General features: G+C 71.9%; 22 protein-coding genes. 5 read left to right on the forward strand and 17 right to left on the reverse strand.

What is annotated here, in order from left to right:
* Positions 1-92: 92 nt before the first annotated feature.
* The 7 genes from ABZ272_RS31060 to ABZ272_RS31090 form a co-directional block, all read right to left on the reverse strand.
* On the reverse strand, positions 93-839 hold the full coding sequence (locus ABZ272_RS31060; RefSeq protein ID WP_355053499.1) for an SDR family oxidoreductase: 747 nt from the start codon (positions 837-839) through the stop codon (positions 93-95).
* Between the two features lie 126 nt (positions 840-965).
* Positions 966-2,072 (reverse strand): branched-chain amino acid ABC transporter permease, encoded by a 1,107-nt coding sequence (locus tag ABZ272_RS31065; protein WP_355053500.1) that lies wholly within the window; start codon positions 2,070-2,072, stop codon positions 966-968.
* Entirely contained in the window at positions 2,069-2,959 is an 891-nt protein-coding gene (locus ABZ272_RS31070) for a branched-chain amino acid ABC transporter permease (RefSeq protein ID WP_355053501.1), read from the reverse strand. The genes ABZ272_RS31065 and ABZ272_RS31070 overlap by 4 nt, the downstream gene beginning before the upstream one ends.
* Positions 2,959-3,684, reverse strand: a complete 726-nt coding sequence (locus ABZ272_RS31075; protein WP_355053502.1) for an ABC transporter ATP-binding protein — start codon at positions 3,682-3,684, stop codon at positions 2,959-2,961. The genes ABZ272_RS31070 and ABZ272_RS31075 overlap by 1 nt, the downstream gene beginning before the upstream one ends.
* On the reverse strand, positions 3,684-4,427 hold the full coding sequence (locus ABZ272_RS31080; protein ID WP_355053503.1) for an ABC transporter ATP-binding protein: 744 nt from the start codon (positions 4,425-4,427) through the stop codon (positions 3,684-3,686). The genes ABZ272_RS31075 and ABZ272_RS31080 overlap by 1 nt, the downstream gene beginning before the upstream one ends.
* A 3-nt stretch (positions 4,428-4,430) precedes the next feature.
* Positions 4,431-5,630 carry a substrate-binding domain-containing protein gene (locus ABZ272_RS31085; protein ID WP_355053504.1) on the reverse strand — a complete coding sequence of 400 codons (1,200 nt, stop codon included), beginning with the start codon at positions 5,628-5,630 and terminating at the stop codon, positions 4,431-4,433.
* Between the two features lie 209 nt (positions 5,631-5,839).
* Positions 5,840-6,079 (reverse strand): hypothetical protein, encoded by a 240-nt coding sequence (locus ABZ272_RS31090; protein WP_355053529.1) that lies wholly within the window; start codon positions 6,077-6,079, stop codon positions 5,840-5,842.
* A gap of 305 nt (positions 6,080-6,384) precedes the next feature.
* Here ABZ272_RS31090 and ABZ272_RS31095 point away from each other — a divergent pair, with 305 nt between their 5' ends.
* On the forward strand, positions 6,385-6,615 hold the full coding sequence (locus tag ABZ272_RS31095; RefSeq protein ID WP_355053505.1) for a winged helix-turn-helix domain-containing protein: 231 nt from the start codon (positions 6,385-6,387) through the stop codon (positions 6,613-6,615).
* A 551-nt stretch (positions 6,616-7,166) separates the two neighbouring features.
* Here the strand turns inward: ABZ272_RS31095 and ABZ272_RS31100 are convergent.
* Positions 7,167-8,279 (reverse strand): glycerophosphodiester phosphodiesterase, encoded by a 1,113-nt coding sequence (locus tag ABZ272_RS31100; protein ID WP_355053506.1) that lies wholly within the window; start codon positions 8,277-8,279, stop codon positions 7,167-7,169.
* A gap of 141 nt (positions 8,280-8,420) precedes the next feature.
* Here ABZ272_RS31100 and ABZ272_RS31105 point away from each other — a divergent pair, with 141 nt between their 5' ends.
* Both ABZ272_RS31105 and ABZ272_RS31110 read left to right on the forward strand, forming a co-directional pair.
* Positions 8,421-9,755 carry a potassium transporter TrkG gene (locus ABZ272_RS31105; RefSeq protein WP_355053507.1) on the forward strand — a complete coding sequence of 445 codons (1,335 nt, stop codon included), beginning with the start codon at positions 8,421-8,423 and terminating at the stop codon, positions 9,753-9,755.
* 52 nt (positions 9,756-9,807) lie between these two features.
* Positions 9,808-10,440, forward strand: coding sequence for a TrkA family potassium uptake protein (locus tag ABZ272_RS31110; RefSeq protein WP_355053530.1), 633 nt, complete (start codon positions 9,808-9,810; stop codon positions 10,438-10,440).
* Between the two features lie 39 nt (positions 10,441-10,479).
* Here the strand turns inward: ABZ272_RS31110 and ABZ272_RS31115 are convergent, their stop codons facing one another.
* The 7 genes from ABZ272_RS31115 to ABZ272_RS31145 form a co-directional block, all read right to left on the reverse strand.
* The gene (locus tag ABZ272_RS31115) at positions 10,480-12,126 is read right to left on the reverse strand and encodes a serine/threonine-protein kinase (protein ID WP_355053508.1); all 1,647 of its coding nucleotides are present in this window, start codon (positions 12,124-12,126) and stop codon (positions 10,480-10,482) included.
* Positions 12,127-12,197: 71 nt separating this feature from the next.
* Entirely contained in the window at positions 12,198-13,751 is a 1,554-nt protein-coding gene (locus ABZ272_RS31120) for a fused MFS/spermidine synthase (RefSeq protein ID WP_355053509.1), read from the reverse strand.
* Positions 13,752-13,787: 36 nt separating this feature from the next.
* The gene (locus tag ABZ272_RS31125) at positions 13,788-14,750 is read right to left on the reverse strand and encodes a hypothetical protein (RefSeq protein ID WP_355053531.1); all 963 of its coding nucleotides are present in this window, start codon (positions 14,748-14,750) and stop codon (positions 13,788-13,790) included.
* 255 nt (positions 14,751-15,005) lie between these two features.
* Positions 15,006-15,815, reverse strand: coding sequence for an inositol monophosphatase family protein (locus ABZ272_RS31130; RefSeq protein WP_355053510.1), 810 nt, complete (start codon positions 15,813-15,815; stop codon positions 15,006-15,008).
* Positions 15,808-16,260 (reverse strand): response regulator, encoded by a 453-nt coding sequence (locus tag ABZ272_RS31135; RefSeq protein WP_088950306.1) that lies wholly within the window; start codon positions 16,258-16,260, stop codon positions 15,808-15,810. The genes ABZ272_RS31130 and ABZ272_RS31135 overlap by 8 nt, the downstream gene beginning before the upstream one ends.
* On the reverse strand, positions 16,257-17,981 hold the full coding sequence (locus ABZ272_RS31140) for an ATP-binding protein (protein WP_355053532.1): 1,725 nt from the start codon (positions 17,979-17,981) through the stop codon (positions 16,257-16,259). Before ABZ272_RS31140 ends, ABZ272_RS31135 begins: the two co-directional genes overlap by 4 nt.
* Before the next feature lie 5 nt (positions 17,982-17,986).
* Entirely contained in the window at positions 17,987-19,231 is a 1,245-nt protein-coding gene (locus ABZ272_RS31145) for a fused response regulator/phosphatase (protein ID WP_355053511.1), read from the reverse strand.
* Between the two features lie 252 nt (positions 19,232-19,483).
* Between ABZ272_RS31145 and ABZ272_RS31150 the strand changes: the two genes are divergently transcribed.
* Positions 19,484-21,904 (forward strand): M28 family peptidase, encoded by a 2,421-nt coding sequence (locus ABZ272_RS31150; RefSeq protein ID WP_355053512.1) that lies wholly within the window; start codon positions 19,484-19,486, stop codon positions 21,902-21,904.
* A gap of 69 nt (positions 21,905-21,973) precedes the next feature.
* On the opposite strand, the gene ABZ272_RS31155 is transcribed toward ABZ272_RS31150, so the two are convergent.
* A complete protein-coding gene (locus ABZ272_RS31155; RefSeq protein WP_355053513.1) occupies positions 21,974-22,465 on the reverse strand; it encodes a hypothetical protein in 492 nt (163 codons plus the stop codon).
* Between the two features lie 284 nt (positions 22,466-22,749).
* On the opposite strand from ABZ272_RS31155, the gene ABZ272_RS31160 reads away from it, so the two are divergent.
* Entirely contained in the window at positions 22,750-24,900 is a 2,151-nt protein-coding gene (locus ABZ272_RS31160; protein WP_355053514.1) for a tetratricopeptide repeat protein, read from the forward strand.
* A 4-nt stretch (positions 24,901-24,904) separates the two neighbouring features.
* Here the strand turns inward: ABZ272_RS31160 and ABZ272_RS31165 are convergent, their stop codons facing one another.
* Entirely contained in the window at positions 24,905-25,846 is a 942-nt protein-coding gene (locus ABZ272_RS31165) for a threonine/serine dehydratase (RefSeq protein ID WP_355053515.1), read from the reverse strand.

A 25,846-nucleotide genomic window follows, 5' to 3' on the forward strand; every position in this document is an offset into this window, starting at 1 on the left:
TTGTTTATCATGTGGTTCGGGTCGGGTGCGGGCCGGAATCTGACGCGAACCTCTTGATCAACGCGGTTGGGGGGTGGGGGTGGGGGGTGGGGTTAGCGGCCTAGGACTGAGCCGCCGTTGACGCCGAGGACCTGGCCGGTCACGTAGCCGGCGGCTGGACTGGCCAGGTAGCGGACCGCCTCGGCGATGTCGTCCGGCAGTCCGGGACGCTTGACGAGCGTCTCCGCGACCCGCTTCGCGTACCCCTCGGGGGTCATCCGGTCGCCGAAGAACTCGGTCTCGGCGACGTAGCCCGGGCTCACCACGTTGACCGTGATCTGCTCCGGACCGAGCTGTGCCGCCAGGGTGTACGCCCAGCCGTGCAGGGCCGCCTTCGCCGCCGCATACGCGTCAGCGCCACCCCGCTGCGCGGCGATCGAGCTGACCAGGATCACCCGCCCACCGGGTCGACGCAGCGCCGGCCGCAGCGCCTCGGTCAACAGCACCGCGGTGAGCACGTTGGCGTCCAGGTTGGCCCGCCAGTGTGCGGCGATCCCGGCCAGCGTGTCGGTCTCCCCACCCAGGTAGCCGCCCGCGTTGTTGACCACCGCGTCGACCGGCCGACCGTCGACCGCAGCCAGGACCCGGTCGAGCTGCTCCGGGTCGGTCAGGTCCGCGGTCACCGGGGTGACCGCGTCCGGCCGTCCACAGTCGACGCCGATGCGCTCGGCGGCCGCCGCCAACACGTCCGCCCGCCGCCCGACGACAAGAACGTCGTACCCGTCCCGAGCGAGCGACCCCGCGATGGCCGCCCCGATCCCGGTCCCACCCCCGCTAACCACCGCAAGCCGCGATCCCATGCCCTACCTCCCCATCCCAACCCATCCCCGAACCGGTCGATCATGAAGTTATCGCCATCCGGCACGGCGTGTCGTGACGATAACTCCATGATCGACCGGGTTCAGCGGCCGGGATACGGCCGGCGGTCAGGGGCGGGAGGTGGGGCGGCGGAGGGATTTGGTCAGGGCGTTTACGCGGGGGGCCAGGCTGGTCAGGCCGCCGGGGAAGAAGTACACCGCCAGGATGAAGACCGTGCCGAGGACGAACAGGGGCTGGCTCAGCGGGTGGCTGAGGACGGCCGGCAGGTTGTCGACCGCGTCGCTCGTGCCGAAGGCGGTGAGCCGGTGGTCCAGGTACATGTAGAGGACACCGCCGAGCACCGGTCCCCACCGGGTGCCCGGTCCGCCGAGCACCACCATGACCAGCAGCGAGAGGGTCAGCTCGGAGGACGTGATGTGCGGCGACGCGCCGCCGACGATCAGGACGTAGACCACGCCGCCGGCCGACGCCAACCCACCGGCCAGGGTGAACGCCACCAGCTTGTAGCGGTACGGGTCCAGCCCGAGCACGCCGATCCGTCGCTCGTCGTCGCGCAGCCCGGCGAGCACCCGCCCGGTCGGCGACCCGCTGACCCGATGCACGACGAACACCACAAGGGTCAGGTACGCCAACGCCAACCAGTACAGGTTGACCGTGTTGGTCACCCCCACCAGCCCGGCGGGCAGCCCGGACACGTCCAGCGGCAGACCCTCCTCGCCGCCGGTCAGCCCACCGAAGTCCCGGGCCACCAGGATCGCGCCGACCTGGGCGAACGCCAACGTGACCATGGCGAAGGCGATGCCCACGGTCCGCAGCGCCACCGCGCCGAGCAGCGCCGCGAGGATCGTGCCGCCGGTGATGGTCAGCAGCGCCGCCTGCCACAGCGGCAGTCCGGCCCGGGTGACGAGGATGTCGGTGCCGTAGACACCTGCGGCGAAGTACAGCGCGTGCCCGAAGGACAGCATCCCGGTCCGGCCGAAGAGCAGGTCGTACCCGGCCGCCAGCCCGCCGAAGATCAGGCAGATGGCGAGGATCTGCAGAGTGCCGGGCGAGTTGACCGGCCCCTCGAAGATCCCCGGCAGGGAGATCGTCGAGTACGGCAGGATCGCCAGCACCGCCAGCGCGACCAGCGGCAGGAACGGGCGGACGCGGTGGGCACGGCCGGGCTTCGGCACGGTGGGCGTCGGCGTCGGTGTTGTCTGAAGAAGCGTCATGCCGTTGCCACCTTTCCGGCGATGCCCTGCGGGCGCAGCAGCAGCACCACGGCCAGCAGCCCGACCACGCAGATGTCGCCCAGCCCGGACGTGCCGTAGTAGTTGACGAACTGCTGCACCAGCCCGACCACGACCGCCGCGTACGCGGAGCCGACCACCGAGCCCATTCCGCCGATCACCACCACGATGAACGCGAAGATCAGCAGCGAGCCGCCCTGCCCGGGCGAGACGGTGCCGAAGTAGACCCCGCCGAGCGCGCCAGCGAGCGCGGCAGCCGCCCCGCCGATCGCGAAGACCAGCGTGAACGCCTTACGGACGTCGATGCCGAGCGCGGTCACCATCTCCCGGTTCTCCACCCCGGCCCGGATCACCAGGCCGTACCGGGTCCAGCGCAGGAACGCCAGGATCGCACCGAGCACCAGCACCGCCGCGATGATCAGCAGCAGGCCGCCGTTCGGCACCTGCGCGCCGAGGATCCCGGTCACCTGCCGGGTCCAGTCGGGGCGCGGGAACGGCCGGGCGTCGGCGCCCCAGGTGGCCTGGAGCAGCGCCACCCCGGCCAGCGACAGACCGACGGTGACCAGCACCTGCTCGATGGTGCGGGAGTAGAGCGGCCGGATCAGCACCAGCTCGACCAGGACCGCGACGAGCGTGCCGGCGGCCACCCCGAAGGCGACCGCGAGCACGAAGCCGAACCCGTCCGGGCCCGCGCCCGGCAGGTTGCCCGCCGCCCACCAGGTGCCGTACGCGCCGACGCCGAGGAACAGTCCGTGCGCGAAGTTGAGCACGTCGGCCAGACCGAACACCAGGGACAGGCCGGACGCGACCAGGAAGTACAGCGCCGCCAGGCCCAGCCCGGTCAACGCCAGCAGAATCACGGTCCCCATCAGTGGTTCACCTCCGCCGAGCCCACGCCGAGCAGCGACTTCGTCAACGCGGTCTCCAACAGCAGCTCACGGGCGTCGCCGGTCCAGGCCACCTTGCCGGCGGCGAGCACGACCGCGTCGCGGGCCAGTCGGCGTACGACGGCCAAGTTCTGCTCGACCAGCAGCACCGGCACCGACTCCGCGACCCGCTCCAACACCTCGGCCACCTCGGTCACCACCTTCGGCGCCAACCCCTTGGTCGGCTCGTCGACCAGCAGCAGCCGGTTGTCGTTGAGCAGCACCCGCCCGATCGCGAGCATCTGCTGCTGCCCACCGGAGAGCGAGCCCGCCCGTTGGCGTCCGCGCCGGTCCAGCTCCGGGAAGAGAGCAAAGACCGTGTCGTACGCCGGGGTGGTGCCGCGCCGTTCGGCGAGCCGCAGGTTCTCGGCGACGGTGAGGCCGGCGAACACGCACCGGTCCTCCGGTACGTAGCCGAGCCCACCGCGGACCAGCCGGTGCGTGGGCCGGGCCAGCAGGCTCTGCGCGCCCATCCGGATGGTGCCGCGCACCTCCCCGGCGGGCGGGGTGAGGCCGACGATCGCGCGTATCGTGGTGGTCTTGCCGACGCCGTTGCGCCCGAGCAGGACGGTCACGCCGGTCGGGGCGACCGTGAAGGACACCCCCTGGAGGATGTGCAGCCCGGAGATCCGGACCGACAGGTCCTCCACGGTGAGGATCGGTTCCATTAGAGGGCCTCCCCCAGGTACGCCTCTTGCACGGTGGGGTTGGCCATCACCGTCTCCGGGGTGTCGCAGGCCAGCAGCGCGCCGTGGTGCATGACGGCGATCCGGTCGGCCAGCTCCAGGATGACGTCCATGTGGTGCTCGACCATCAGCACCGACCGGCCGCTCTCGCCGGTCAACGACTTGATGACCGTCACCAGCTCGGGCACGTCCTCGGCGCTGACCCCGGCCATCGGCTCGTCGAGCAGCATCACCCGTGGTTCACCGGCGAGCAGCAGGGCGATCTCCAACTTGCGCTTCTCGCCGTGGGCCAGGGTGCCGGCGAGCGCCGTACCCCGGTGGGCGAGGCCGACCCGGTCGAGCGCCGCGTCGGCGGCGGCGGCGACCTCCCGGTCGGCCGCCGCCCGCCGCCACAGCGCCATCGAGCCCCCGCGGTGCGCCTGCACGGCGAGCCGGACGTTCTCCCGCACGCTGAGCGAGCCGAAGACCGAGGACGCCTGGAAGGTACGACCCAGACCGAGGCGGGCCCGCCGGTGCGGCGGGAGCCCTCCGATGTCCTGCCCGTCCAGGGTGATCCGGCCCTCCGTGGCCCGGCGCAGGCCGGTGATCAGGTTGAACAGTGAGGTCTTGCCGGCGCCGTTCGGCCCGATCACGCCCAGGAACTCCCCGGGCGCCAGGTCGAGGTAGACGCTGTCGACGATGGCGACCTCACCGATCCGCCAGGTCAGACCGCGGGTGGCGAGCATTTCTCAGCCCTTCATGGCCACGGCCGGTGGCGCGGTCTCGTCGCCGGTGAGGCTCTTCTGCGCGCTCGCCGTGAAGGCGGTACCGCTGCCGGTCAGCTTGGCCTGGAACATCGGCTGGAGCAGCGCGTGGTCGGCGGCGCGGATGGTCATCTTGCCCTTGACCCCGTCGAAGCTCCAGTCCTCCAGAGCCTTGACCATCTTGTCGACGTCGTCGCCACCCTCCTGCACGGCCCGCACCACCATCTGGGCGGCGGCGAAGCCGTCCGGGTGGAACAGGTCGATGGTGTTCACCTTGGCCTTGAGCGCCTTGCTGGCCTCGGTGTCGGACGCGCCGTCGAAGTAGTGCGACAGGAAGGAGATCTTCGCGCCGGCCGCGCCGAACGTGGGCCAGGAGGCGCGGATGTCCAGGCCGGTGACGACCGTGGTGGACGACAGCACGCCCTGCTGGTCGAGGGTCTGCCACATGGCCGGGGCGGTCGTGCCGGCCCAGGCGACGAAGAGCAGGTCCGGCTTGGCGGCCTTGATCTGGCTGGCGAACGGCGTGAACTCGGTGGCGCTGGCCGGGGCCCGGACGCTGCTCACGGTGGCGCCCGCGCCGCCGATGACGGTCTTGACGGCCGCCTCGTTGGCGTCGCCGAACGCGCCGTCCTGGGCGAAGACCACGACCTTCTTGCCGGTCGGGTCGCCGATGAAGGACTTGGCCGTCACCACGTCCTGGTAGGACTGCCGGCCGGACCGGAACGTGTACTTGTTGGCTCCGGTCACCGCGTCGGTAGCGGCCGGCCCGGAGATGAAGAGAACCTTGTTCTGCGCCGCGATCGGCGCGACCTGCAACGCCACCCCGGACGCGGTCGAGCCGGCAATGATCTTCGTGCCCTTGCCGATCAGGTCCTTCGCGGCGGAGACCGCCTTGGCCGGGTCACCGGCGTCGTCGACCTCGGTCAACTCGATCTTCCGGTCACCGACCTTGCCGGTGCCCTTGGTGGCGAAGTCGAGCCCCGCCTTGAAACCCTCGATGTACTGCTTGCCGTAGCTGGCCAGGGCTCCCGACTGGGAGTACACCAGGCCGACCTTGACCGGGGCGGCACTGTCGCCGCCGCCGGTGGCGGTGTCCTGCGGGCTACCGCAGGCCGTGGCGGCCAGCGCCGCGGCCATCATCGTGGCGGCGGAGAGGAACGCCCGCCGCGTGTGCCGGACCGTCATCGCGACTCCAGGTGAGGACAGGATGCTTGGTTGTCGGCTCACGCTAGAAGTGACGTCACCCACGGGCTATGTGGCGGAAACACACAAGTAACGCCAGGGGGGTGGCCCGGGGTTACAACCGGCCGCACTACCACCCCCGACCCGGATCCCCCGATGGCCCGCAGCGCCACGGACGGATCGACAGGTGTGTCGCCCCGAGCCATCCGCCGTCAGCCGCACGGCCCGGCGTGGTCCGCCGGGCGCGGGCACCGCCGCCGGCCGCCGAGCAGGTGGTCACAGAACACCCGATGTCGTACGCACTGAGCATCCTCCTCCGACACCGTCGTCTCCGCCCGGTCCACGTCGGCGAGGAAACCCAGCGCGCGCGTGATCGCTCGCGCGAACCGCAACGCCGCCGGTAGGTCAGCGGCCACCACCGGCAGGTGCACCACGAAGCGCTCCCTCGTCATGCTCACCCTCGATCCGTCGATCCGTCGATCCGTCGACCTGGAGGGCGGTCCGGTGCGCGGGTAGGGGACGCGCACCGGACCGCCCGGCCCCACGCCCGCAGCTCTCGACAGCGGCGGTACGAACGCGGAGCCAACCAGTGGCCCGAACTCCGAGGGGTTTGCCGAACCAACCGGAGCCGGACATCCAGCAACCTACACCAATTGCTTGTGTAGGTCGACACTGCGACATGGTGGCATCGCAACTTGTTGCAGTTATTGGTGTAGGCCGGCATGATCGAGGAGCCGAACCAACCGGAGTCCTCACCATGCCCACAGCAGAAGCGCCCTACCGGCGTATCGCCAACGAGATCGCCGCGAAGATCAAGAGCGGCGAGTTGAAGCCGGGCGAGAAGCTGCCCTCCACTCGGGAACTCGCCGAGAGCTACGCCGTGCACATGAACACGGCGTCGCGGGCGCTCTCCCTGCTGCACGACCGCGAGCTGATCACCGGCCAGCCCGGGCGCGGCACCTACGTCGCCGAGCACCCCGGCCGCTGACGCTCCACCCTCCGCCCCGCCCGCCCTCCGCACTCCCCCGGCGTCGCCCCTCCCACCCTCCGCACTCCTCCGCGTCGCCCCGCCCGCCGTCGCCGGGGCCGGAGCCGCAGCTGGCGAGATCGAGCGGACGAAGATCCGCGCAACTTCCCTGTCGTTGCTGCTTCCGGGCCGGCGGAGGCAGCATCAACAGGGAAGCTGCTGCCCCCATGCCGCCTCCGCCCCATCAAGATCGTGCTCGATCGTGGAAGTAGTGGCCTCCGGGGCGCGGCGATGCCACTACTTCCTGGATCGAGCACGATCTTGCGCCCGCGCCCGGGAACGCCGCTGGCCCGGCGTCCGAGGTGACGGACGACGGGCCAGCGTGTGGGCCGGGCGTGATCGGCCCGGTGGTCGACTCGGAGCGGGTCAGCTCCGGGCCGAGGACCAGCGGTGAGTCAGCGGCCGGGCCGAGGAGCAGCGGTGAGTCAGCGGCCGGGCCGAGGACCAGCGGCGGGTCAGCGGGCGGCCGAGGACTAGCGGTGAGTCAGCAGCCCGGGGCGGTGTCGGCGGGGTCAGAAGCCGGCGCGGGCGGCGACCGCCGTGTCCGGGTGGTCGCTGAAGACGCCGTCCAACCCGAGGCCGAAGAACAGTTCGTACTCCGCCGTGATGTCGCCGCGCGCGTTCGGGTCGGTGCCGATGCGGAAGTCGACGGGGAGGAACTGGTTCTCCGCGCGGAACGTCCAGGAGTGCACGAGCAGCCGCTCGCGGTGCGCGTCACGGACCACGTTCGTGGGGGCGAGCAGCTTGCCGGCGGCGTCGCGGGGAACGATCAGGTTCTTGTTCGCGCCGATGCCGTCGGCGTACCCGGCGATCCACTTCAGGCCGGCGGCCGTGGCGAGATCCTGGTAGGTGCGGGTGTCGCCGGCGGCGGTGAAGTCGTACGGGCGGCCGGTCGCGTCCAGGAGCTGGATCAGCTTCACCTCGGTGAGTCGGCTCAACCGGCGCAGGTTGGCCGTCTCGAACGACTGGATGAAGACCGGGGAGTTCTTCCGGTCCAGCTTGTTGCGCCGCAGCACCGCCAGCAGCGGCTCCTCCAGCGGCTTGCCAATGGACGTGAAGTAGCTCGGGTGCTTCGTCTCCGGGTAGATGCCGATGGTGCGGCCCCGTGCCCGCCCCTCGGTCCGGGCGAGGTCGATGACCTCCTGGAGGGTGGGCACCTCGAAGCGGCCGTCGAAGGCGGTGTTCGCGACGCGTACCTGCGGTAGCCGCTCCTTGGCCCGCAGCGTCTTCAGCTCGGCGAGGGTGAAGTCCTCGGTGAACCAGCCGGTCACCGCGACGCCGTCGATGGTCTTCGTCGCCTTTCGGGCCGCGAACTCCGGGTGGGCCGCGACGTCGGTGGTGCCGGAGATCTCGTTCTCGTGCCGGGCGACCAGCACGCCGTCGGAGGTGGACACCAGGTCCGGCTCGATGTAGTCGGCGCCCATCCGGATCGCCAGCCGGTACGCCTCAAGGGTGTGCTCCGGCCGGTAACCGCTGGCCCCGCGGTGGCCGATGACGATCGGCCGGTCGGGGGTCCGGGCGCGGTCCGCGTCGGACGAGGGGCCGGCGGCGGCCATGGTGGGCACGGCCACGGCGGCGGCGAGCAGCGCGCCGGCCACACCGAGGGTCGAGAGGGTACGTCGCAACGCCGTCTCCTGTCATCGAGGGTGTCGCAGACAGCAGACCCGGTGCGATTGGCCGGGAGTTGGTCGATGTCTGACCGGCAGGTGAATCTCCGGAATGGGCGTTCCGACTCCGACGGTCGTACGGAAAAGGAAGATTGTCTGGTGCGCCGGTTACTCCGCAACCCCGTGCGGCTGGTGCCGCTGGGGTTCCTGGTGCCGATCCTGCTCGGTACCGGGCTGCTGATGGCGCGCTGGTCGACCGTCGAGCACCAACGGCCACCCCTGGTCACCGCGCTGTTCACCGCCACCTCGGCGGTGTCCGTCACAGGCATGGCGGTCACCGACACCCCGAACTACTGGTCCGGCGGGGGCCTTGTGGTGATCACCCTGCTCACGCAACTCGGCGGCCTCGGCATCCTCACCGTCGCGGCGCTTGTCATCCTCGTGGTCTCCCGCCAGCTCGGCCTGCGCAACCGGCTGCTGGTGCAGGCCGAGACGGCGGAGTTCGGCATCGGCGACGTGACCCGGCTGCTCAGCCGGATCGCGGTGACCGTCTTCGCCTGCGAGGCGGTGATGACGGCGCTGGTCGCCGGCCGCCTCTGGTGGGCGTACGACTACCCGCCCGGCCGGGCCCTCTGGTCGGGGGTGTTCCACTCCGTCCAGGCGTTCAACAACGGTGGGTTCGCGCTCTACTCGGACGGCCTGCTGGCCTTCGACCGCGACCCGTGGGTGTCGCTGCCGTTGGCGTTCGGCGCCATCGTCGGCGGTCTCGGGTTCCCCGCGCTGTTCGAGGCGGTGCGCGAGTGGCGCAGGCCGGCGGGATGGGCCGTCGCGACCAAGCTGACGATCTGGGGCAGCGTGGCGCTGCTGCTGCTCGGCTTCGTCGGCCTGCTCGCCGCCGAGTGGACCAACGCCAGCACCATCGGCCCGTACGACGCCGCCGGAAAGACGCTCGCGTCGTTCACGCAGATCGCGTTGAGCCGGACCGGCGGGTTCAGTGTCCTGAACATCGGCGATCTCCAGGAGGAGAGCTACCCGCTGCTGATCGTGTTGATGTTCATCGGCGGCGGCAGCGCCAGCACGGCCGGCGGCATCAAGGTGTCCACGTTCTTCCTGCTGGCGTTCACCATCTGGGCGGAGTTGCGCGGGGAGCCCGACGTGACGGTCGGGCACCGCCGGGTCGCCACCGCCAGCCAGCGGCAGGCCGTCACCGTCGCTCTGCTGAGCGTCGCGCTGGTCACCGCCGGGACGATGCTCCTGCTGCTGCTCACGGAGGGCGTGCGGTTCGTCGCGGTGCTGTTCGAGGTCACGTCCGCGTTCAGCACCACCGGGCTGACCATCGGCCTGGCCGGCGAACTGCCGAGCAGTGGTCAGGTGGTGCTGACGGTGTTGATGTTCATCGGTCGGGTCGGGCCGCTCACCCTCGGGTCGGCGATCGCCCTGAACACCCGACGCAGGCTCTACCGCTATCCCCAGGAACAGCCGATTGTCGGCTAGCGACGAGGAGGTCGAGGTGTCGACGAGACGAGCGGACGGCGGTGGCGTCGTCGTGATCGGGCTGGGCCGGTTCGGCTGCCACCTGGCCGGGTCCCTCGCCCGGATGGAACGCGAGGTGTTGGCCGTCGATCGCAATCCGGACCAGGTGCAGCGCTTCTCGGCCCAGCTCGACCGGGTGGTGCAGGCGGACGCGACCGAGGAGGGGGCGTTGCGGCAGCTCGGCGTCGCGAGCTTCGGCCGGGCCGTGGTGGCCATCGGGGCGTCCGTGGAGGCGAGCGTGCTCACCGTGCTGGCGCTTGTCGAGCTGGGTCTGCCGCAGATCTGGGCCCGCGCCACGTCGCAGAAGCACGCCAAGATCCTGTCGTCCGTGGGCGCGCACCACGTGATCTTTCCGGAGGCGGAGACCGGTGACCGGGTGGCGCACTTGATCGTCAGTCGGCTGCTCGACTTCATCGAGTTCGACGACGACTTCGCGATCGCCACCGTCCGAGTTCCGCCGTCCCTGGTCGGTCGGACACTGCACGACCTGCGTCCGCACGAGCGCGACGGGGTCCGGGTGATCGGCGCGAAGGTACCGGGCGAGCGTTTCCGGTACGCCTCGGACGACACCGCGCTCGTGGACGGCGGGGTGCTGGTCGTGGAGGGCGGGATAGACCAGGTGCAGCGGTTCGCGGGGCGGCGCTGACACCTCACTTCGGGTGGCGCGCGTGCCCCTCAGGCGCTTTCACCCTTTTCCCGGACCACCCGGCCCCTTGCCCTTGCCGTTGTTCGCCTTCGGCGCCTTCGGCTGCTCGGGTGCCTTCGGTGGCGCGGGCGCCTTGGGGGCGACCTTCGTGGTGGTCTTCGTCGTCTTCTTCGGTGCGGCCTTGGTCGGGGCGACCTTGACGGCCGGGGCGGTGGACGGCGTCGACCCGGCCACCCCGGAGACCCTTACCCCGCAGGTCGCGTCGCCGAGCCGGAACTCCACCGGCAGCGGGTTCGCCCCGGTGTACGTACCGGCCAGGGTCAGCTTCTCGGCCGCGCCGGGCGCCAGCGTCTTTCCCTGCGCCGCGGGGCGGATCTGCACCGCGCCGCCCTGCTGCTGCGCCGGGGCGGGCTCGGCCTTTGTCACCTTCTGCTGACCGGGGAACGTGAAGCTCATCGTCCAGTCGCTCAGCGCCCGGTCGCCGGTGTTGGTCAGGGTCAGCTCTGCGGTGAAGTCCTTGCCGGAGTCGGTGCGCAGCGCGTACGCCACCTCGCAGGGCGCCTTCTCCGGCAGACCCATCCGCGCCTCGGTGGTGGGCCGGTCCTGGCCGCTGGCCGGGCTGCGGGAGGTGAGCCCCCACATCGCCCCGGTGACCGCGATCAACCCGACGGCTGCGACCCCGGCCTCCACCCGCCGACGCCGGTTCGCCTGCCGGATGCGGCCACGGCGGGTCCGCGACAGCGGAAGAGCGTCCGTCTCCGCCGACCAGGGCAGGATCGTGGTGCCCGCGTTGGCCAGCGCGGCGGGGTCCAGCGGACCGCCCGCCGGTGAGACCGGGACCGCCGCGAGCATTCCGGCCGCCTCGGCGAGGGTCCGGGCCAGCTCGGCGGTGTCCGGCCGGTCGGCAGGACGCTTGGCGAGGCAGCGCCGGACCAGGTCGGTCACCTCGTCCGGCAGCCCGGGCACCGCCGGCATCGGCTCCGGGTCGCTGTACATGTGCGCCCGCAGCATCTGGGTGGTCGTGGTCGCCTCCCAGGGCAACCGACCGGTGAGCATCCGGTAGAGCAGCAGCCCCACGGCGTACACGTCGGTGGCCGGGGACACCTGGCCGTTGTCCAGCCGCTCCGGCGCGAGGTACGCGGGTGTGCCCAGCAACGCGCCGTCCGGCCCCTTCTCGCTCTCCCCCACCAGCGCGGAGATCCCGAAGTCGACCACCTTCACCCCGGTCGGGGTGAGCATGACGTTGCCCGGGGTGACGTCGCGGTGCACGACCCCACGGCTGTGCGCGGTGGCCAGCGCCGAGCTGACCTCCGCGCCGATCGTCACCGCCTCACGCCACGGCAGCCGCAGTTCGCGGCCGAGCCGGGTCGCCAGCGAACCGCCGTCGACCAGTTCCATCACGACGTACGGGACGGTCAGGCCGACCTGGTGGGACTCGCCGTAGTCGTACACGTTGGTGATGTTGGGATGGCAGAGCCGCGCGGCGGCCTGCGCCTCGACGCGGATGCGGTGCCGGAAGGCCCGGTCGGTGGCCAGCCGTGACGCCAGCACCTTCACCGCGACCTGACGGCCCAGCACCTCGTCGTAACCGCGCCAGACCACCGACATGCCACCCGCGCCGAGCTGCTCGACGAGCCGATACCGCTCGTCGAGGAGTTGCGCGCTCTTACGGTCCCCACCGCCCATGGTGGCCGTTGTTGCCCAGCACGGACGGACCTACACCTGAAGGATCGGAATCGGTCAGGAATATCACCCGATCAGGCGGTCGCCAGCAGTTGGTCCACCGGGGCGTAGTCATCGGTCAACACCATCGCCGTGCCGACGAAGTCCCTGAGGTCCGCGCCGGACAGCAGGCTGACGCTCCCGTCGACCACGTCGAGGCGAGCGCGGACGGCGGCCAGCGGCAGCGGCGCGTCGGAGGCGACGATGAGGAAGTTGCTGCCCCGCTCCTCGGCGAGCGCCTCCGGCGGGGCGATCAGCGCGACGTTCGTGAACTCGGCGGCGACCGTCGCCAGCTCGGCGCGGATGAACCGCAGCGGCGGGTAGTCGATGACGTTCTGCACGTACACCCCGCCGGGGCGGGTCACCCGCCGGATCTCGGCGGCCATCTCCCGGGTCGCCAGGTGCCAGGGCACCACCAGGTGGCCGAACGCGTCGCCGACGACCAGGTCGCGGCTGTCCGCCGGCTCGCCGACGACCAGCATCCGGGCGTCGCCCACCACCGCCCGCAGGCCTTGACCCGGGCGTACGCCGAGTTCGCGTTCGCCCAGCTCGACCAGTCCACCGTCGATCTCGAACACCAGGTTGTCGGTGCCCGGCCGGGTGGCGGTCAGGTACGTCGGCACGGTGAAGCCGCCGCCGCCCAGGTGCAGGGCGGCCAACCGCTGCCCGGCCGGCGCGGCCACGTCGGCGACCGCGCCGATCCACTTCGTGTACGCGTACTCCAGGTGCGTCGGGTCGGCCAGGTCGACGTACGAGTGCTGGGCCGAGTTGAGCAGCAGCGTCCGGCCGCTGGGCCGGTTGGGGTCGGTGGTGACCCGGGCGCAGTGGTACGCCGTCTCGATGTCGCACGGGTTCGGCGCGATGGTACTCAGCCCCGCCCCGAGCAGGCCGAGGACGGCCAACGTGGCCCGGACCCGGGCCCGGCCGGGCAGGTCGGTACGCGTCTGACGGCGCAGGTACCAGCCGAGACCGATACCGACCAGGCCGAGGGAGATCGCCAGCGCCAGCAGGATGACCGTGCTGGGCAGCGCGGCGACCAGCACGAAGCCGGTGAGCAGGGTGGCGGTGATGCCGCCCAGGGTGCCGATGCCGGACAGCCGGCCGACCACCTGGCCGGTCCGGCGCAGGTCGGCGAGCTGGAGCTTCACCACCAGCGGGGTGACCGCCGCCAGCAGCGCAGCCGGCACGAACACGGCGAGTGCCACGAGCAGCAGGATGGCGCTGGCCGCCCCACCACGGAGCACCTCGCCGGCGTAGCGCACCACGGGCAGGGTGATCGCGGTGGCGATCCCGGCCAGCACCAGGGCGGGCGCCAGCAGGCCGCGCGGGTCGCGCCGGTCGGCCAGCCAGCCACCGGACCACGCGCCGTACGCGATCGCGGCGAGCGCGATGCCGATGACCGAACTGGTCACCTGGAGGGTCACCCCGACGTACGGGCCGACCAGGCGCAGCGCGACCGTCTCCAGCACCAGCACGGCGCCGCTGGCGAAGAAGACCAGGAAGGCGGCCAGGCCGTTGGGCAGCGCCCCGCCGGTGACCGGCACGGGCGGGGCTTCGGGAGCCGCTACGTCGGACGATGGGGAACTCATCGTCGCGATGGTACGCAGCGAAGCTGCCGCTCCGGGTCAGTACATCGAGAGATGAACATGGTTCGTGTGCGACGCGGCGGGACTGCCGCTGCCACTGTAGGCACGCCACCCGGTGCCGGGATGCCAGATCTGCCGGTACCAGATCACGTAGAGCACGCCCAGACGCTCGGCGTTACGGACGTGCCAGGCGGCCAGGCTGTCCCCGTACGCCTTGTCGCCGCCGGTCGCGTTCTTGTCCTCGAAGCCGTTCGTGGCGGCCGAGAAGTCGCAGGCCCGACCCTTCGGATGCTCGCCGCCGCCACCGCTGCGCTTGCAGGAGACGTGCCGCTTGTAGCCGGCCGCCTGGGTCTCCTTGAGGGCGTGCAGGGTGCGCGGGGTGATGCACCCCGAGGTCGTCGGGTCCTTCACCGAGCAGGACTCCGACGGCCACGAGCCGTCGGAGTTCCGTGGCGCCGGCTTCGCCGAGGACGAGCTGCCGCCGCTGAAGCCATTGCTGCCGCCCGAGCTGACCTCGGCCAGCGCCGCCTCGGCCTCCTTCTTCTTCTTGGCCATGACGGCGAGCTGCTTCTGCTGCTCACGGACCTCGGTGTCGATGGCAATCTTGGCCTGCTGGGCCTGCTGCCGGGCCTCGGAGAGGTCCCGCAACCGCTTGCTGTCCCGCTGGGCCATCAGGTCCAGGTCGGCCGCCCGTTGCAGGAACGCCTGGGGAGTCGCCGTGTTGAGCAGCATCGCCGTCGGGGTGAGCCGACCCGCCCGGTACGACTGTGCCGCCACCTCGCCGACCTGGGCGGTCAACCCGACCAGGCGAACCTCGACGGCCTTCAGCTCGCCGTTCAACGCCGTCTGCCGCCGCTTGGAGTTGTCCAGCTTGGCCTTGGCCTCGATGTGGCCCTTGGCGGTCAGTTCCAGCGCGTCCCGCAACTTCTTGGTGCCGCCCTCGTCCGGCTCCGCCGACGCGGGCACGCCGGGAGCGAGCACCAGCGCCAGGGCGGCGAGCAGGGGAAGCAGTACGCGGCGAACGCGCGGCTGACTGAGCCTGGTCGTGGGCACGAAAGCGTCCTTCCGTCGACCGCCGGCCCCCGGTGAGACTCTGCGCGGCGGCGTCCCCGCCGGCGCCGGGCGGCGGCCTGCTGGCGGAGACCGCCGGTCACGATACCGGAACGCGCGCCGGTGACCAGTCCCGCGACGACCCACCGACCCCGGTGTCGACGCAGCGTGCCGGCGTCGTCGCCCACCGCACACGAGGGCTCCGGTTCAGGAGCTGAGCAGCGCCTCGTGGACCTGGGCCCAGACCTGTTCGTTGGCCGCGACGAGCAGCCCGCGACCGTCGTCGGCCGGGTGGTAGTCCGCGCCGTCGAACCGGCGCGCCACCCCACCCGCCGCGCGCACCAGCAGGCTACCCGGGGCATGGTCCCAGGGCAGGGTGCGCCAGAACAGGGCGAACTGCTGCTCGCCGGTGAGGATGTCCAGGTACTCCCGGCCGGCGCAGTGCTGGCCGGGCAGCAGCTCGCCGAGCCGGCGACCACCGGCCCGGACCCGGTCGCGGGCCTCCGGCGGCAGGAAGTGGGTCATCGCCACGCCGCGAATGTCGCCCAGGGACGACACGGCGTCGGCGGTGCCGACCGGCTGGCCGTTGAGCAGGGTGCCCTCGTCGGCAAGGCCAGCGGCGAGCGTCCCCGCCAGCGGGTCGAGGATCCAGCCCGCCTTCGGCCGCCCGTCGGTCAACAGGGCGACCATCAGGGCGAACGGTCGGCGGCCGGCGGCGAAGTTGGCGGTGCCGTCGACCGGGTCGACCAGCCACACGTCCCCGGCGTCGCGCAGGTGGCCCAGCAGCGCCGGGTCGTCGGCGACGCCCTCCTCGCCCACCACCACCGAGCCCGGCCGGAGCCGACGCAGCCCGGCGGAGATCAGCTCCTCGGCACGACGGTCGGCGACGGTGACCACCTCGCCGGGCGCCTTCTCCGACACGTCGTCGTCGTCGAGCTTGCGGAACAGCGGCAGCACGACCTGGTCGGCGGCCTCCGAGAGGAGGTCGCCGACGTCGTCGAGCAGGGTGTCAGCCACGCGGCGGCAACTTGACCACGCTGACGAAGAACTCGTCGATCTGCCGGACCACCGAGATGAAGCGCTCGAAGTCGACCGGCTTGGTCACGTAGGCGTTGGCGTGCAGCTGGTAGCTGCGCAGGATGTCCTCGTCGGCCTGGGAGGTGGTGAGGACGACCACCGGGATCCGGCGTAGCTCCTCGTCCTTCTTGATCTCTTCCAGCACCTCCCGCCCGTCCCGGCGCGGCAGATTGAGGTCGAGCAGGATCAGGTCGGGCGCCACGGCGTCCGCGTACTGACCCTCCCGCCGGAGGTAGGCCAGCGCCTCGGCGCCGTCGGAGACGACGGTCAGGCGGTTGCGCAGCTTGTGCTCCTCGAACGCCTCCTGGGTCATCAACACGTCACCCGGGTCGTCCTCAACGAGCAGGACCTCGATCGGGCTCTTGCCGTCCGCCGGCGCGGTCATCCCACCGTCTCCCTCATGTCACCCGTTCTACCGCCTTCCGGCGGCCCGTCGGCCCGGTCCGGCCGGTCCGCCCCGGCGGAGTGCTCCGACAGCGCGGAAGGAGCGTCGTCGGTGGGCGGCACGTCGCCCGCCGAACCCTCCTGCGGCTCCTCGATCGGTTCGCCGGCGGCTGCCGCCTCCACGTCCTCGGGACGCGCCGGGAGCGTGAACCGGATGGCGGTGCCCTCCGGCACGTCGGTGTCCACCCACACCCGGCCGCCGTGATATTCCACGATCTTCTTGACGATCGCCAACCCGATGCCGGTGCCCGGGTACGCGTCCTTCGAGTGCAGCCGCTGGAAGATCACGAAGATCTTGTCGGCGAACTCCGGCTCGATACCGATGCCGTTGTCCTGGCAGCTGATCTCCCACTCGGCGCCGACCAGCCGAGCCGAGATGTGCACCTTCGGTGGCAGGTCCGGACGACGGAACTTGATCGAGTTGCTGACCAGGTTGGCCAGCAGGTTCGTGAGCAGCGGCTCCTCGCCACGGATCACCGGCAGGTCGGTCCAGGTCAGCTCCGCGTCCGCGTACTGCCGGGCGGCCTCGGTCTGGCCGGCCACGTCGCCCATCACCTTGTTCAGGTCGACGTCCACGAAGCCGGTGGTGAGCCGGCCGATCCGGGAGAACGCGAGCAGGTCGTTGATCAGACGTTGCATCCGCTGCGCGCCGTCCACCGCGAAGGCGATGTACTGGTCGGCCCGCTCGTCGAGCTGCCCGGCGTAGCGACGCTGGAGCAACTGGCAGAAGCTGGCCACCTTGCGCAGCGGCTCCTGCAGGTCGTGGGACGCCACGTACGCGAACTGCTCCAGGTCACGGTTGGACCGGGTCAGCTCCTCGGCCTGCTTCTGGAGCTGGCTGTTGACCCACTCGATGCGTTCACGGGCCTCCCGCACCTCGGCCAGGTCGGAGGCGATCTTCTGGCGCATCGCGTCCACGTCGTCGCCGAGCTGGATGAACTCCGGTGGGCCGACGGTGGCGACGCGGTGCTGGTAGTCGCCTGCGGCGACCTCGCGGACCTGGTCGGCGAGGCCGGTCAGGGGCCGGACCACCATCCGGTCCAGCGAGAGCAGCAGCACCGCGCCGGCCACGACGACCACCAGGGCCGCGACGATCAGCAGGACGACGAGCACGTTGCTGCTGCTGCGGACCTTCGCGGCGGCCTGCTCCCGGGCGTCCAGGATCTCCTTCTGCAGGTCGTCGACGGCCGACCTGACCTGGTCGAACCGCTGCCGGGCCTGCTCGGTGACGAGCGCCTGGCCGGCCCGGGTGCCCTCGCGCTCCGTCGTGGTGATCACCGGCTCGGCGACGGTCTCCCGCCACTGCGCCGAGCGCTCCTCGACGGTGCGCAGCTCCTGACCGATCTGCGGGTAGTCGTGCAGCAGGGCCCGCATCGCGGCGACGGTGGCCTTCTCCTGTTCGAGCCCCGCGTCGTACGGACCCAGGTCGGCCGGGTCACCGCTGACCGCGTACCCGCGCACCGCCGTCTCCTGGTCGAGCACCGCGTTGAGCAGTTCCTGCGACTGCACCCGCAGCGGCCCGGTCTGGTTCAGGATGGCGTCGATCTGGGTGCGGTTGCGGGCGGCCATGGCCGCCTCCGCGACGGCCAGGCCGATCAACAGCACACCCACGACGGTGAGCAGCGTGATGACCCGGCGGCGCAGACTCCAGCCGCCGACCATCGGCGTCACCGGCCACCACCGCGGCTGACCAGCAGCATCGCCACGTCGTCGGCGAGCGGACCACCGTTGATCTGCTCGGCCCGGCCAACCAGCCAGGCGGGCAGCTCGGGCAGCGACACCTCCCGGTTGGCGGGCTCGTCGAGCAGCCCGCTCAGGCCTGGCACGTCGAGCCGTTCGTTGCCCGTGCCCACCCGCCCCTCGATCAGGCCGTCGGTGTACATCAGCAGGGACCAGTCATCGGTGTCGAACTCCAGGTCGAAGGCGATCGGCCGGCGGGGTCGTACGCCCAGCAGCAGGCCGCCGGGGGCGGGCACCGGGACGACCCGGCCGCCGGAGAGCAGCAGCGGCGGCGGATGCCCGGCGAGTCGGACGGTGGCCCGGTTGGCGTCCAGGTCGAGTCGGGTGGTGGCCACCGTCGCGAAGATCTCCTGAAGGCGGCGCTCACTCATCAGCACCTGTTCCAGGGCGGGCAGCACCTCGTCGTCCGGCACCCCGGCGAGCACGAGGGCCCGCCAGGCCACCCGCAGTTCCACCCCGAGCGCGGCCTCGTCCACCCCGTGCCCGCAGACGTCCCCGACGATCAGGTCGAGCCGGTCCGGACGGGTCTGCACCACGTCGAAGAAGTCTCCGCCGATCAGCGCGGCGTGCCGGCCCGGCCGGTAGAAGGTGTGTACCGCCACCTGGTCGGTCGTCATCAGCGGCTGCGGCAGCAGGCCGCGTTCGAGGCGGGCCGACTCGGCCTGGCGCAGCTCGACCTCGCGCAGCCGGCGGGCATTCTCGTCGGCGCGCTTACGCTCGACCGCGTAGCGCAGCGCCCGGGTCAGCAGCACCCCGTCCACCTGGCCCTTGACCAGGTAGTCCTGTGCACCCTCGGCGACCGCCACGACGCCCAGGTGCTCGTCCGAGCGGCCGGTCAGGACGCAGACCGCCGCGCCGCTGGACATCTCCAGCACCTGGCGCAGCCCGTCCAGCCCCTGGGCGTCCGGCAGGCCCAGGTCGAGCAGGACGCAGTCCACGTCGCCGATCCGCTGCCGTGCCTCCCGCAGGCTGGTGGCGACCAGCAGGTCGATCATCGAGTTCGTCTCGGCGAGCAGCTCACCGACCAGGAAGGCGTCGCCCTCGTCGTCCTCCACCAGCAGTACCCGCAGCCGCTCACCGGGCGGCAGGTTGCCGTGCCGCGCCAGCCCGCCGTGCGGGTACGGCCCGACAGGGGAGCCGGCCAGGCCGCCTCCCCGGTGGGGCCGGGTCACCGCCGCGAGACGCGGGAGTTCGCTGGTGATGTCGGGCTCCTTCCGAGTGCCCTGCTGATCCTGTATTAGACAACGGTCGCACACAACACGATGGCCGCGGCACGGGGCGGGGATGGGCAGGATCACTGCCGTCGGGGGAATCGCGGGGACAGAGCGGACGCGATGATCGGTGTACGCCCGGCCGTCCCCCTCCGACCGGCCGACCGGCAGGATGGGGCCACCCCCAGGCCCCACCACCTTCGAGGAGTTCGGATGGGCGCACCTCCCACCCCCGTCGCGCCGGACGTACCCCTGGCGCCACCTCCGCGCGTACCCCCGGCCGACCGCGCGCTGACCCGACCGCGACGGCGCCTCCTGGCCGCCGCGGCGGCGCTGGTCGCGCTGGCGGCCGTCGGCGCCGGCAGCCTGCTCGACCTGCGGACCCCGGCGCCACGGCCGGCGGACGCGCCGCCGGGCGAGTTCAGCGCCGCCCGGGCGTACGCGGACGTCCAGGTGATCGCGGCCCGGTCGCACGTCGCCGGGAGCCCCGCCAACGAGCAGGTTCGCGCGCACATCGAGCAGAAGCTGCGTGGCCTGGGCCTGGAGACCCAGGTGCAGGACACCGTCGCACCGGAGGCCGGCCAGCTCAGTGGGGCGGCCGGCGGCGCGACCTTCGCCCGGGTCCGCAACGTGGTGGCCCGGCTACCCGGGACGGATCCGACGGGCCGGGTGTTCCTGGTCGCCCACTACGACTCGGTGCAGACCGGACCGGGCGGCAACGACGACGCGGCCGGCACCTCGGCCATCCTCGAGGTGGCCCGCGCGTTGTCCACCGGACCACGGCCCCGCAACGACGTCGTCTTCGTGCTCACGGACGCCGAGGAGGCGTGCCTCTGCGGCGCGGCGGCGTTCGCCGCGAGCAACCCGCTCGCCGCCGACGGCGGTGTGGTGCTCAACCTGGAGGCGCGCGGTTCCACCGGTCCGGTGATCATGTTCGAGACCTCGCAGAACAACGCGAAGCTGGTGGACGCCTTCGGTCGGGCCGCACCCCACCCGGTGGGCACCTCGTTCGCGGTGGAGATCTATCGGGCGCTGCCCAACGACACCGACTTCACCGCCTTCCTCGACCAGAGGTTCGTCGGGTTGAACTCGGCCTACATCGACGGCGGCGCGATCTACCACACGCCGCTGGACACGCCGGCCGCCATGGACCGGGGCAGCCTCCAGCAGCACGGGGACAACGCGCTGGGCCTGGCCCGGGAGTTCGGCGCGGTCGACCTGACCGACCTGCGCTCCGGGCACGACGCCACCTACTTCCCACTGCCGGGCGGGTTGGCCCGCTACCCGGGCTGGCTCGTCCTGCCGCTGGCCCTGCTCGCGGTGCTCGCGGTAGCGGCGCTGGGTTGGCTGACCCGCCGCAGCGGACGCGCCAGCACCGGCCGGCTTTTCGCCGGTTTCGGCCTCGCCCTCGCGCCGATCGTGGCCGCGCCGGTCGCCGCCCAACTGCTCTGGCTGGCGATCACCGCGATCCGACCGGGTTACGCGGAGCTGCTCGACCCGTACCGTCCGATCTGGTACCGGCTGGCCGTGTTGGCGCTCGCCACCGCCATCTTGTTCACCTGGTACGCGCTGACCCGCCGCCGGATCGGCCCGGCCGCGCTGGCCGTGGGCGGTCTGGCCTGGTTGGCCCTGCTCGGGGTGCTGCTCGCCGTGGCGGTACCCGGCGGGGCGTACCTGACCACCCTGCCGGCCCTGGCCGGCGCCCTCGGCGGCCTGGTCGCGCTGCGTACCCGGCAGACCGGACCGTGGCCGGTGGTGGCGGTGACCGCCGCCGCCGCGGTCGGCGTCGTGATCCTCCTGCCCACGGTGGTACTGCTCTTCCCCGCGCTGGGGATGGCGATGGGCGGGGTGGCCGCGCTGGTCGCGGTGCTGCTCGGCCTGACCGCGCTACCGGTGGTCGACCTGCTGCATCCGCAGGCCGGCGGGCAGCGCGGCCTGCTGGCGCTGCGGGCCCGGCGACGCGCCGCGCTGCCGGCCGTCGTCGCCGCCGTCGCGGCGGTGGTGCTCGCCGGGGTCGGGCTGGTCGTGGACCGCTTCGACGCCGCCCATCCCGCGCCCACCCACCTGATGTACGCCCTGGACGCCGGCACCGGGCAGGCCCGCTGGTTGAGCCACGAGACCGACCCACAGCCGTGGACGGACGGCTACGTCGACGGGGTGGCCAGCGTGGCGGACGACTTCCCCGGCCTCGGCGACGGTGAGCTGCGGGTCGGCCCGGCCCAGGCGGCCAGCCTGCCGGCGCCGAAGCTCGACGTGCTGGCCGACACCACTGCCGGTGGGGAACGCACGCTGCGGCTGCGCCTCACTCCGCAGCGGGCGGTCCGCCTCGCCACCCTGCACGTCGACACGACGACCGCCACCGTGCTGCGCGCCGAGGTCGCCGGGCGCGCGGCGCCGGTGGAGCCGCGCGCGGGCAGGTGGGGTTTCGGTCTGGTCTTCCACGCCCCGCCGCCGGAGGGCGTCGAGGTCACGCTGACGCTGCGACCGATCGCCGCGCAGGTGGCGCTGCGGGCGATGGACGCCAGCGACGGGCTGGACGCGCTGCCCGGCTTCCGGCCCCGGCCGCCGGCCGTCGGTGTCGTGGGGTCGCACAGCTCCGAGATGTTGGCCGTCGCCCGCACATATCCGATCTGAGAACGACAAACCGGTGGTTCGGCGGCCGATGCATGTCGCCGAACCACCGCTTTGTGAATCGGGTTTCCGTCAGTTCACCGGTTCGGGTTGACCGGAGCCGATACGCCGCCACCGGTTCCCGTCGTGATCGGTGAAGGTCAACTCCACCAGAACGTTGTCGGTCGCCGCGTGCAGCCGACGCTCGGCGGCGACCGTGACGAACAGTTCCGCGCTTTTCCGGCCGTGAATGCGTCCCACCTGTTTAGCTTCCGCGAGGTCGACGGGCGGGCCGTCCGGATCCTCGGACGGCACCAGTCGCGGCAGTACCGTCACATCGAGCACCGGCGCGTCACTCTCGTTGGTCACGGTCACCCGCAGCACCGCGTTGCCCCGGATCTCGGTGACCGCGGAGACCAGCCGGGCCTGGGTGGCCCGGACCCGCATCTCGTCGACGCGACGGGCGCGGATCTCCCGGCGCAGACCGAGGTACACGAAGAGCACACTCGCGATCGAGCCGAGCGCGCCGAACCAGTCCGGCACGGAACCCCAGTCGGCCACATCGTCGTACGGCAACCAGTTCATGCGTCCATCGTGGATGCACCACGCGAACGTCGAGGACGGCGGATCGGTCCGAATGGCCGACGAATTGTAAATGGCGGTGTCGATTCCGGTCGGTCGGGTGACCTAAACGGAGAGTGTGCAACCCAGTACGGCGGTGGATACCCTTGCGGTTGACGTAGGGCGGGTGACGACCCCTCCGAATGTCCATCCAGTGGACATGATCTCTTCTGCCACCCGCCGCGCCGCAATTTCGCCACCGAAGGGGGACCGCATTGACTGCGGACGTTCCACCCGAGGATGCGGGCGTGCGCCGGCCGGCCTACGACCGACCGAGCCGCGTCTCCGTCGACCCGCCACTCGGGCGCCTGGACAGCCCACTGCACGGCCGCGACGACCTGATCGACGAGATCCTGCATCCGGCGGACACCGACGGGGAAGAGCCGTCGGTGCACATCCTGTGCGGCATGGGCGGCTCCGGCAAGAGTCACGTGGCCCTGGAGATAGCGCGACGGGCCCGAGCGGACGGTCGTACCGTCTGGTGGGTGCAGGCCGGCCGGCTGAACTCCGGGATGCGCGAGGTCGTCAGCCAGCTCGGCGCGTCGGAGAGCCAGGTCGACCAGGCCTGGTCCGGCATGATCAGCGCCACCGACCTGGTCTGGCGCTACCTCAACCACGCCCGACAGCCGTGGCTGCTGATCTTCGACAGCGCGGACGAGCCCGCCACGCTCGGCCCCACCGACGGCGTGCTCGCCGACGGCACCGGTTGGCTACGCAGGCCGGAGGCCGAGGACGGCATGGTCCTGGTGACCACCCGGGACGGCAACCGGGCCACCTGGGGCACCTGGTCGACCCTGCACCAGGTGCGTCCGCTCGACGCCGATGCCGGGGCGCAGGTGCTCATCGACCGCGCCGGCGCGCAGGCCGGCGGCCTCGACGACGCCCGTGAACTGGCCCGTGAGCTGGGCGGGTTGCCACTGGCCCTGCGGGCCGCCGGCAACTACCTGCGCTCGGTCAACGCCAGCCCGGTCTGGCGCGGCTCCTCCACCATCACCACCTTCGCCGACTACCGCCGGGCGGTGGAACGCCGGTTCCGCGCGCCGCTCGACGCCCCCGACGTCGACCTCGACGAATCACTCGGCCTGGAGATCGTCCGCGAGGTCGACGACATCTCCCTGGACCTGCTGGCCCGCCGCGGGCTCGAGCAGAGCCGGCCGCTGCTCAACGTGCTGGCGTGCCTGAGCATCTCCCCGGTGCCCTACGAGGTGGTCCTCAAGCCGGCCATCCTGGCCGGGTCCCCCCTGTTCGAAGGGCTGACCGCCCGGCAGCGGGTGAAGGTGTTGGAGGGCATCGGTGACCTCGCCCTGGTCGACTTCGACGTCCAGGAGGACGTCACCGACCCGGCCTTCGCGCACGTGCTGTCGCTGCACCCGCTGGTGCACGCGATGTTCCGCGACCGCGACGAGGTCCGCGAACAGATCGCCGAGTACCACGCCGTGGTCATGAAGCTGCTGCTCGCCGCCACCGAGGGCCAGAATCCGGACGACCCGGCCGTCTGGTCCAACTGGGACGTGCTGGTGCCGCACCTGGTCGAGGCCGTGCGCGAATACCTGGTGCCGCAGAAACACAAGCACGACCCCGAGACGGTACGCCGGGCGCTGGAACTGACCCGGCTCACCGCCCGCTACCTCATCGCCGTCGGCCTGCCCGGTTCGGCCTTCGACATCCTCGACCCGATCGTGCGCGGCTGCGCCGCGTACGACCACGACCTGGACCGGCCCGAGGTGCTGGCGCTGCGCCACGAGCTGGGCCGTACCTGGCTGGAGCGCAACCAGCCGGAGATGGCCGACCGGGTGCTGCGCGACGTGATCGCCGACCGCACCCGGGTGCTGGGCAGCGACAACCCCGACACCCTCGCCAGCCGGCACAAGCTCACCAAGGCGATCATGGCGCAGCGCCAGTGGCCGGAGGCCGAGTCGGAACTACGACAGATCGTCACCGCGGAGCACCAGGTACGCGGACCCGAGGCCTGGGACACCATGGTCGTGCGGCACAGTCTCGCGCTGGCCGTCCTCGCCCAGCACCGCGCCCCCGAGGCGGAGGAGATGCTGCACGCGATCCTGGAGGTCCGGTACCGGCTGTGGCCGTCCAACCCTCCGGAGACGTGGCAGGCCCGGCACACGCTGGCCCGGTGCATGCAGGAACAGGGCCGCCTCGCCGAGGCGGAGGCGGAGCTGCGGGCCACCCTGGCCACCGTGGATCCCCGGCACGCCGACCGCAGCGAGGTGCTCGCCATCCGGGCCACCCTCGCCGTGGTGCTCCTGCTCGACGGGAGGGTCGACGAGGCGATCGACGTGTACGAGCACCTGCTGGCCGACCGGCGGCGGCTGCTCGGGGACATCCACCTGGACACCCTCCAGGTGGAACATGCGCTGCGCCGCCTGCGCAACGGCGGGTAAGGAGTCAGTGGGGCGCTGACGGGCCCAGGTCACTCGGGTCGGTGTTGCCACCGCAGACGATCACCGCGACCCGCTCCCCCGCCCGGGGCACGTACGCCCCGCCGACCAGCGCGGCCAACGCGGCGGCGCCGCCCAACTCGGCGGCGACCCGCAGCTCCGACCAGAGCAGGCGACGCGCGCGGGTCAAGTCGTCGTCGCGGACCAGCACCGAGACCACGCCGGTACGACGGGCCGTGTCGAAGGCGATCTCGCCGATCCGGCGGGCGCCCAGCGAGTCCGTGGCGATACCGCCCACCTCGATGTCGACGGGCCGGCCCGCCTTCAGGGCGGCGTTCAGGGTGGGGATCTGCTCCGGCTCGACGGCGACGACACGCAGCGACCCGTCGAACCAGGTGGCGATGCCCGACACCAGCCCACCGCCACCGACCGCGACCAGCACGGTGTCGACCCCGCCGAGCTGGCGTTCCAACTCCCGGCCCACGGTGCCCTGCCCGGCCACCACCTCCGGCTGGTCGTACGCGTGCACCACGAGCGCCCCGGTCTCGGCGGCCCGCTCGGAGCTGGCCGCCAACGCCTCGGCGTAGTGCTGGCCCACCTGCCGTACCTGCGCGCCCAGACCGGCCAGCCGCTGCACCTTGACCGGCGAGGCGGTGACCGGCACGAAGACCTCCGCCGGCACGCCCAGCGAACGGGCCGCGTACGCGACGGCGAGGCCGTGGTTGCCCCCCGAGGCGGCGATCACCCCGGCCGACGGCAGCGGCCCCTGGAGCATCCGGTTGAACGCTCCCCGCGGCTTGAACGAACCGGTGTGCTGGTGCAGCTCGAGCTTGAGGCTGAGCAACCCGGGGACGCCCAGGTCCGCGCCGTCGACCGTGATGACCGGCGTCTCCCGGACCCGCCCCTCGACCCGCGCCGCAGCCGCCTCGACGTCGCTTCTGTCCACCAT

The organism is Micromonospora sp. NPDC005979, assembly GCF_040614415.1.
Classification (GTDB): Bacteria; Actinomycetota; Actinomycetes; order Mycobacteriales; family Micromonosporaceae; genus Micromonospora.

Bases quoted from the DNA above. Each gene is read 5' to 3' on its own strand.
- ABZ272_RS31060 (WP_355053499.1), bottom strand. From the start codon at position 839: ATGGGATCGCGGCTTGCGGTGGTTAGCGGGGGTGGGACCGGGATCGGG.
- ABZ272_RS31065 (WP_355053500.1), bottom strand. From the start codon at position 2,072: ATGACGCTTCTTCAGACAACACCGACGCCGACGCCCACCGTGCCGAAG.
- ABZ272_RS31070 (WP_355053501.1), bottom strand. From the start codon at position 2,959: ATGGGGACCGTGATTCTGCTGGCGTTGACCGGGCTGGGCCTGGCGGCG.
- ABZ272_RS31075 (WP_355053502.1), bottom strand. From the start codon at position 3,684: ATGGAACCGATCCTCACCGTGGAGGACCTGTCGGTCCGGATCTCCGGG.
- ABZ272_RS31080 (WP_355053503.1), bottom strand. From the start codon at position 4,427: ATGCTCGCCACCCGCGGTCTGACCTGGCGGATCGGTGAGGTCGCCATC.
- ABZ272_RS31085 (WP_355053504.1), bottom strand. From the start codon at position 5,630: ATGACGGTCCGGCACACGCGGCGGGCGTTCCTCTCCGCCGCCACGATG.
- ABZ272_RS31090 (WP_355053529.1), bottom strand. From the start codon at position 6,079: ATGACGAGGGAGCGCTTCGTGGTGCACCTGCCGGTGGTGGCCGCTGAC.
- ABZ272_RS31095 (WP_355053505.1), top strand. From the start codon at position 6,385: ATGCCCACAGCAGAAGCGCCCTACCGGCGTATCGCCAACGAGATCGCC.
- ABZ272_RS31115 (WP_355053508.1), bottom strand. From the start codon at position 12,126: ATGGGCGGTGGGGACCGTAAGAGCGCGCAACTCCTCGACGAGCGGTAT.
- ABZ272_RS31120 (WP_355053509.1), bottom strand. From the start codon at position 13,751: ATGAGTTCCCCATCGTCCGACGTAGCGGCTCCCGAAGCCCCGCCCGTG.
- ABZ272_RS31135 (WP_088950306.1), bottom strand. From the start codon at position 16,260: ATGACCGCGCCGGCGGACGGCAAGAGCCCGATCGAGGTCCTGCTCGTT.
- ABZ272_RS31140 (WP_355053532.1), bottom strand. From the start codon at position 17,981: ATGGTCGGCGGCTGGAGTCTGCGCCGCCGGGTCATCACGCTGCTCACC.
- ABZ272_RS31150 (WP_355053512.1), top strand. From the start codon at position 19,484: ATGGGCGCACCTCCCACCCCCGTCGCGCCGGACGTACCCCTGGCGCCA.
- ABZ272_RS31155 (WP_355053513.1), bottom strand. From the start codon at position 22,465: ATGAACTGGTTGCCGTACGACGATGTGGCCGACTGGGGTTCCGTGCCG.
- ABZ272_RS31165 (WP_355053515.1), bottom strand. From the start codon at position 25,846: ATGGTGGACAGAAGCGACGTCGAGGCGGCTGCGGCGCGGGTCGAGGGG.